We start from the raw sequence: 7,895 nt of genomic DNA, 5'->3' as shown, positions 1-7,895 counted from the left end.
GCTTTCGCACCATGCTCATCCGTTACGCTCACAGGGATCGTAACCGTTAGGCTATCTCCGGCATTAAGGTACTGATAATTCTCATTGCTTGGATCAAAACTGTATTCACCAGTTTGTCCATTCAGCATAAACCCTGCAACCGCAGCTGCGCTATAGGTCAGAACAGCGTTTTGATCGATATCATTGGCTATTAATTTGCCATATATTACCGCAGCATCCTCTTTTGTCTCTACCGCTAATACTGTAGCTATCATCGGTGTATCATTTGTACCTACAAGATCTATTGTAATTGTTTGACTGACCGTCTCACCCTGCTTAGTAGCTACAGTAACGATAAAACTCTCACGCACCTGTTGATCTTTTTCAAGTGCTTGTGTAACATTTCTCGTATTATCAACTATATACGCCCACACTCCACTAAGCATATCAATAGAGATTTCCCCATACACACCTTGTGTCGCATTCAGTGTATATGTTAAATCATTATCCGTCGTATCAAGATCACTTGCATCAATCTTTCCGGTCACAGTTTCTATACTGTCTTCAATCGTTTTTCCATTAGCGACAGTTGATTCATTGATCGTAGTGACATTATCCTTTCCATTGACAGTAAGCCTAACCGTCTTCGCCTCTGAGGTAGATGAATCCGTTTGAGAATTATCAATTGCCAAATATTGGAAAAAGATGGTTGCACTCTCGTTATTATTAAGTGCATCGAGATTCCCGTTAACTTTGTACGCACCGTTTTCATCGACACTCACATCGATGTTGTCAAGTACAACCCCACTTGTTGTGACTACTTGGAGAGTGTTATTAACCAGTTTGAAAATATGTGTATCGGACGTATCAATATCTTTTACGTTTAATACACCTTTATATATGGTTTCGTACCCATCCGTTGCATTCAGCGTATCTAAAATAGTTACATCAGATACTACAGGACGATCATTCATTCCTGTCACAGTAAGTTGTACTCTCTTTTCTTGAGATACCGCATTTTCCGTATTAGAGTCATCCATTGCCGTATATTTAAATTCTATTAGAGCCGTTTCACTTTCCGATAAATGATCAAAATTACCGCTGACTTCATAATGTCCATCTAAGTTGAGCATTACGCTAAAGTTATCAATAACTGCCCCACTGGTTTGAACGCTCTGCGATCCTGATACAAGCTGGAATGTATGTGTATCGGTAGAATCCAAATCTTCTCTTAAGAACAATTCTCCTTGATATACCGTCTGAATATTATCACGCTCTAAAATCAAATCCATGATTACAACATCAGAAACTATTGGCTGATCATTCGTACCTGTCATCGTAAGTGTGACACTTTTTGGGGCAGAAGTCTCTTGTTGATTAAGCACATCTCCCGTCCCAACACCTGAATCATCAATGGCTACATATTGAAATGTGACGGTTGCAGTTTCATTGTCTGACAAATGATCAAAATTCCCGATAATTTCGAAAACACCGTCTCCGTTCACCACAACCTTTAGATTTTCTACAGAAACGCCACTGTTTGTCACGACATTTACTGAGTTTTCAATCAATTGGAATACATGTGTATCCGTTACATCAAGATCAAAAACCTTCAATTGTCCTACATACACGGTTTCAATCCCATCCGTCTCATAAAACATTTTTTCAACTAGGGGAATGATCTCTGGACTCTCATTCATATTCACACCATAAACCACAGGCTGATCGTTCCTACCAACAACCGTGACCAATACAATCGAAGATGATTTTGCACCCTGTTCGTCACTCATTTCGTATGATATTGATACTTGAGTACTTTCACCCACAGCAAGATAATCAAAATCGTTTTCTAGATTGAACACCAATTGATTTTCTACAATCGATACACTTCCTTGTCCTACTGCTACAGAGACATTATCCAGCGTAAACGTCGCAGTCGTATCAATATCCGTATCGTTTGCAAGCACGTCTATTACAATGTTCGTGTTTTCAGTCGTTACTCTCTCATCGATCTGGGCAAAAGGTATATCATTGGTTCCCGTTACGGTGATAGTTATGGTTGCTATATCACTTTCAAAACCTTCAGGTGTCAATATCTCGAGTGTTTTGTATGTGAACGTCACAGCTCTTGTCTCTCCAAGACCAAGATCTTGAAAATCTTCGCCGACACTGAATACATATTGCCCATCACTGCTAAAAGTCAACTCCCCTTCAGCTACGTTTTCAACAAGTACATAGGTAAAACTATTTCCATCCGCGTCTTTTCCGTATAATTGTCCGGAAATGAGTTCTATAGTATCTTCTATTGATACAAAAGATTCAGAAAGCGATTCTGGACGGTTATCGTTAATGTTATTAATGAAGATAGAGAGCATCTGTGTTGTGTAGTTTCCATACACATCTGTTGCGGTAACAGCAACATTATATTCATTGTCACCGTTATCGTCTTGAGGATTTTCGAAGTCTGGAATAAATGTAAATTGTAAAACACCCGTAGTAGATTCAATAGAAAACAAAGAACTATCAAGCCCCTCTTCTATTGAAAAGGAAACGCTGCTCATATCACTCGTATTGATATCAATAATGTCTTCATCACTTTCTTCATTGTAAATAACAACATTGTTTGATAGAAAAACGGGTGGAGATTGGTCACCTCCATCATACAGCATTTTCGATCTTTTTCCAGAATCTATTATTCCATCACCAAACGCAGTTTTCTTCCCTCTGTCGATCTCAAAAACATTTTGTGCTGCTACGCTTTGAAATGAACTTGGTAAAAAATGCTCTGAAGAATTTTCTTGCCCTGCTTCAGTCTCTGTCATATTTGCTAGATCATTTTTATTAATGCTATTTACATCTTCATTCGCAACTCTTGCAACTGAATTATCAACTAAAATCGTAAAAACACCTGTATAATTTTTTATATCTGGAAATTCTAAATATTTAATTTGCAATAATGCTTTCGCATCATCACTGATGACTTTTTCCCCTTCATATAAATAACCCCCGACTTCTAAAGTTCTTATACTTCCATTTTTATCAATAACTTGAACAGTTCCAATTATACTTTTAACTATTCCTACGACTTTTCCATTTGCCATTTTAAAACTCCACAATTTTAGTGTGGTTATAGTATTGCAATATGTGCAAGTCTTCAATAGTACTTTAGTATTGAAATCGCATAATTTCGTTATAGATATCAATCTTTTATTAAAATAAAGCAAATAATATATTTAAAATTTGACAATTAAGTGTTTTTCGGCACTATCATAAGAGACCAAAATACTGCTCAAAAACCTGCAATATTGCATACGCAAAACACTCTCAACAATGGTAAGTAGAGTATTTTAATTTCTACTTTTAAGCAAAAAAAGATTACTCTGTCTCTCATAAAAGGGAAATGATGTGTACAAACAATTATCTGTATATTTAATGACTATTTTAGATAAATGCAAACACTATTTTAATACGTTTTTTACTTTTTTACTTTTTACTTTTTTTACCACTTCATTGTATGCAATACCAACGATGGATGCAACCAATTTCAAAGAACCTCTCGAACTACGTGGTCCATGGGGGTTTTCTCCCGGTATTATTTCACATGCTTCAGCCCCTGAACTTCAACATCAATCTATTTTACTTCCCCATTTTGTTGAATCGAAATTAAATACTTCTCAGAGTGAAGTAACGTTTGCATTGAAACTTCGAACACTACCCAATATTCCGCTAACTCTCGATCTTAATGAACCGTTTAGTGTTTGGAAACTCTATATCAACGATATTTTAGTGGCACAATCTGGTAAATTTGCAGAACATTCAACTGACCACAAAGCGGCAATTTATCGTAAAAATATTACATTTACTCCTACTTCCGAAACTACAACTCTTTTGATTCAACTAGCAAACTCAGAACATGAGCACATCGGTTTTTATCAAACGCCTACGGTTGCTTCTACAGAAATTATGACCCAATCGTATTTTAAAAAGTATCTTTTTGAAACAGTGATTACAGCACTTTTAATCTTAGTCGGGATTTATCACATCGGACTATTTGCGGTATGGAAAAAAGACAAAGCACCGCTTTGGTTTGGGATACTCTCTCTTTTTGTCGCATTACGGATGAGCAGTACGAGTGAAATGATTTTAGTCGATGTGTTTGATTCTCTCTCATGGGAAATGTTATTACGGACACAATATATCAGCGGCTTATTATCACTTCCTCTTTATGTGTGGTATCTCGATTCCCTCTATCCCAACCAAATTATTCGAGTCGCAAAATATTTTTATTTTACAATCGCCCTCTTTTTTCTGATGTTGGCTTCCTTTTTTCCAACACTCACATTTACTCCATTTCTTTTAACGTATGAATTTGTTTATCTCAGCTTTATTATCTACACCCTCATTGTACTCTTCCGTGCCGTTTCGGTTAAAGAAACGGGCTCTTTGTTAGCATTTGTCACTTTTGTTATTTTGAGCGGATTACTCATTCACGATTTTCTACGCTTTGACAATGTAATTGCCAGTTCCACAGATATCGCTCCCTATGGATTTGTCCTCTATCTCATCGCTCAAGCGGCCATTTTACTTCAACGATATGCACAGACCTTTACTCTAATAGAAGAGCATACTGACAATCTCGAACATGTTGTTGCCGATCGAACTAAAGAGCTTAGTAGATTAGTAGAACAACGTGAGTTACTCCTACGCGAACTGACACACCGAGTCAAAAACAACTTGCAATTTATAATCAGCCTTATACTTATCCAGAGAAAAGAGGCAGATCCACGAACCCTTGTTTCACTTAAAACCCTCGAATCCCAAATCCAATCTATCTCTTCCGTCCATGAAACACTTTGTTCTCAGGAGAATGTTACCTTTGTAGAGTTAAACAACTATATGCTCAATTTTATCCATTCAATCCGAAATTTTTATCCAAAAGTCGAAATCACTTATACGCAGCCTAGCACTCCTTTTTACATAAATCCCGATCATGCCGTCTCATTAGGGCTTATCATCAATGAGCTGATCACCAACCATCTCAAACACTCTAATCCAACCGACGTTTCGCCGGTCATTATCTCTATAGAATCAAACGAGGATACGCAAATCGTGCTACACTATAGAGACGGACATGATCATCGTGAAATGTTTCATCATACGGAGGTATCGACGTTCGGTCTACCTAAGCTCGGTTGGCCGATGATTAAGGTACTGATTAAACAAATCAATGGTGAAATCATTCCGTATAAAGAGCGTCTCGAAATTAAATTGAACTGTTACAACGAGGATAAATGAGACTACAAAAATACTTATTAAGCCTCTTGCTTACGATTATCTATACACTTCCGCTATATGCTGTTGTCCAAGTGGATGCAACCCGTTTGGATAAGCCGCTTATGCTCAAAGGAGAATGGTCGTTTGCCCCTTATTTTATTGAGCGCTTTGATGATCCAAATCTCTCAAAAGCAACCATAAATGTCCCCCAATATATCGAAGATCGGCTGGAAGATCCACATACAATTGTTACCTATGCTCTCTTACTTAAAACAATTCCTAATAAACCACTCTCTATCAGTTTAAAGCAGCCCTATAGCGTATGGGAACTCTATATTGATGGAAAACGTATCGGTTCATCGGGGACTTTTTATCCTCAGAGCGGTATGCACAAAGCCCAAGCATCTTACCCCATCTTACAATTTACCCCTACCTCTGAGCATACTCAGTTATTACTCCATCTAGGAAATTCCGAGCATCGTCATATGGGGCTATATGGAACACCGCGTATCGCATCTGTCGGGGTATTGGAACAAATTCATACTGATGGAAAAGTGATCGAAAAAATTGTATTTGTAATGTTAACACTTTTCGGGATCTACCATATTGGTATCTTTTTAGCATGGAGAAAAGACCAAGCGCCTCTTTGGTTCGGTGCTGTCTGCCTTTCATTAGCGATACGGACGACGACTACGGGAGAAAAAATCATTTTAGAGTTTTTTCCCGATCTCTCCTGGGAGATGCTTACTCGCCTCGAATACGCCAGCGGCTATCTAGCATTGCCGTTTTTTATCAAATATTTTGGGACTTTGTACAATAAACACGCGTATTTGAACGCAGAACGATTCTATTTTGTTGTATCGATAATTTTTGTGACACTCGTTTTATTTGCATCAACCCTTGTATTCACGACATCATTAATGTATTACAATCTCGTAGTAGTAACCTTTATACTTTATATTTTTTGGCTTTTGTTTCAATCCCTACGTACCCATGAAGCCGGTTCTATTTTGGCATTTTCAGCATTCATACTTTTTTCTTTAAGCATCATTCATGATTTGCTGTTTTTTGAAAATATCATACTATTTTTAGCAATGGATTTGATGCCCTATGGATTTATTATCTATCTTTTGGCACAAGCAACCATCTTACTGATACGTTATGCTAACGCGTTTCGTTTGATCGAGAATCACACCAATGAGCTCGAAACAATCGTTGAAAAAAGAACGCATGACCTATCAGATCTGTTAAAACAACGAGAACTGCTCCTGCGTGAACTAACGCATCGCGTCAAAAATAACCTGCAGTTTATTATCGGTCTCTTGTGGATACAACGTAAAGAAGCCGATGAGAAGATGAAAAGTGCCCTCAAAACACTCGAATCACAAATCCAATCCATTGCTGCTGTTCATGAGACTCTCTGTGCTCAGAATAATGTCAGTACGGTGCAAATGAACGACTATATTGAACGGTTGATTTTTTCACTCCAGCGCCTCTATCCGCATCTAGAAATTTCATTTGATTCTGATGAGATTGTTTTTGTATCAACTGATCATACTATCTCTATAGGGCTTATACTCAATGAACTGATCACAAACCATATCAAATATTCGAAAGAGTTGCATCCCATTCATCTTAAGCTTACACAAAATAATAAGAAGAGCATTTTTTACTATAATGACGGCTATGATCACCAAGAAGCATTCCAAAAGGTCCAAAATTCTATCTCATTTGGTCTTCCAAAACTCGGCTGGGCAATGATCAAGGAGTTTGTAAAACGGATGGACGGTGAAATGATGGTTTATCCCAATCATATTGAGTTAGAATTTTTGAGTGATGGGAATCTTTAAATGAATCTATTAATTATCGAAGACGAATGGCTCGTAGCTCATTTTATAGCCGATGTTGCACTCATGCAATCGATCGAAGTCGTAGGAATTGCACAAAGTTATGATGAAGCGATGGAGCAAATTGATAAAGTCCATATTGATTGTGCTATCGTCGATATCAATATCAAAGGTCCAAAACACGGGATCGATGTCGCCCGTATCTTAAAGAGCAAAAATATCCCTTTTTTCTTTTTAACGGCGTATAAAGATATGGATACCATTCATGAAGCGACAGCCCTAAAACCGTTGTCGTATCTCATCAAACCGATCTCAGAAGAAAATCTGATCGCCGCTTTTGTACTCTTTAAAAATCTTCTCAATACACTCCCTCCCAAACCATTTCCTTTTTCTGTTGATAATAACGGAACGGTATTACTAGAGGAGAAAATCATCCCTCTCTCTGTAGCGGAGAGGATCGTATTTGCGCAGTTGATCAAAAACCGCAACAACATCGTCGCTCATGAAACATTTTTTGCTCTCTTGTGGGAAAATCCCGATGAGATTAACGGGGGAACCCTTCGAAACATCATCCTAAAACTCCGGAAACAGTACAATCTAAAGATCAATAATATTAAGAATATGGGCTATACCCTGTTAGAATAGACTTATTTTCCTAATTATGAGATGGCTTTATAGTGTGCCATCATCTTCTCTACCTATCATTAAAAGCTATCCATCTGTTCTGATGACACACCGATGACACTCTGCGTGTAAACTTCATACATAAAGAATTTAAACTCTCATAAGGTATGA

General features: G+C 37.6%; 4 protein-coding genes. 3 read left to right on the top strand and 1 reads right to left on the bottom strand.

The window, feature by feature from the left end; translation table 11 throughout:
- Positions 1–3,080: VCBS domain-containing protein (locus PHR02_RS09660; RefSeq protein ID WP_299991573.1), on the bottom strand; the 3,080-nt coding region annotated here is incomplete at its 3' end.
- A gap of 331 nt (positions 3,081–3,411) precedes the next feature.
- On the opposite strand from PHR02_RS09660, the gene PHR02_RS09655 reads away from it, so the two are divergent.
- From PHR02_RS09655 to PHR02_RS09645, 3 genes are read left to right on the top strand one after another with little or no spacing between them, the layout of a single operon-like run.
- A complete protein-coding gene (locus tag PHR02_RS09655; RefSeq protein ID WP_299991571.1) occupies positions 3,412–5,274 on the top strand; it encodes a histidine kinase dimerization/phosphoacceptor domain -containing protein in 1,863 nt (620 codons plus the stop codon).
- The gene (locus tag PHR02_RS09650; protein WP_299991568.1) at positions 5,271–7,103 is read left to right on the top strand and encodes a histidine kinase dimerization/phosphoacceptor domain -containing protein; all 1,833 of its coding nucleotides are present in this window, start codon (positions 5,271–5,273) and stop codon (positions 7,101–7,103) included. The genes PHR02_RS09655 and PHR02_RS09650 overlap by 4 nt, the downstream gene beginning before the upstream one ends.
- The gene (locus PHR02_RS09645; protein WP_299991566.1) at positions 7,104–7,745 is read left to right on the top strand and encodes a response regulator; all 642 of its coding nucleotides are present in this window, start codon (positions 7,104–7,106) and stop codon (positions 7,743–7,745) included.
- The last annotated feature ends 150 nt before the right edge of the window (positions 7,746–7,895 follow it).

The sequence above is a fragment of the Sulfuricurvum sp. genome, assembly GCF_028688295.1.
In the GTDB taxonomy this organism is placed as follows: Bacteria; Campylobacterota; Campylobacteria; order Campylobacterales; family Sulfurimonadaceae; genus Sulfuricurvum.
The sequence above is the reverse complement of the archived record's forward strand: the minus strand, read 5'-3'. Positions and strand labels throughout refer to the sequence as shown.

Bases quoted from the DNA above. Each gene is read 5' to 3' on its own strand.
- PHR02_RS09655 (WP_299991571.1), top strand. From the start codon at position 3,412: ATGACTATTTTAGATAAATGCAAACACTATTTTAATACGTTTTTTACT.
- PHR02_RS09650 (WP_299991568.1), top strand. From the start codon at position 5,271: ATGAGACTACAAAAATACTTATTAAGCCTCTTGCTTACGATTATCTAT.
- PHR02_RS09645 (WP_299991566.1), top strand. From the start codon at position 7,104: ATGAATCTATTAATTATCGAAGACGAATGGCTCGTAGCTCATTTTATA.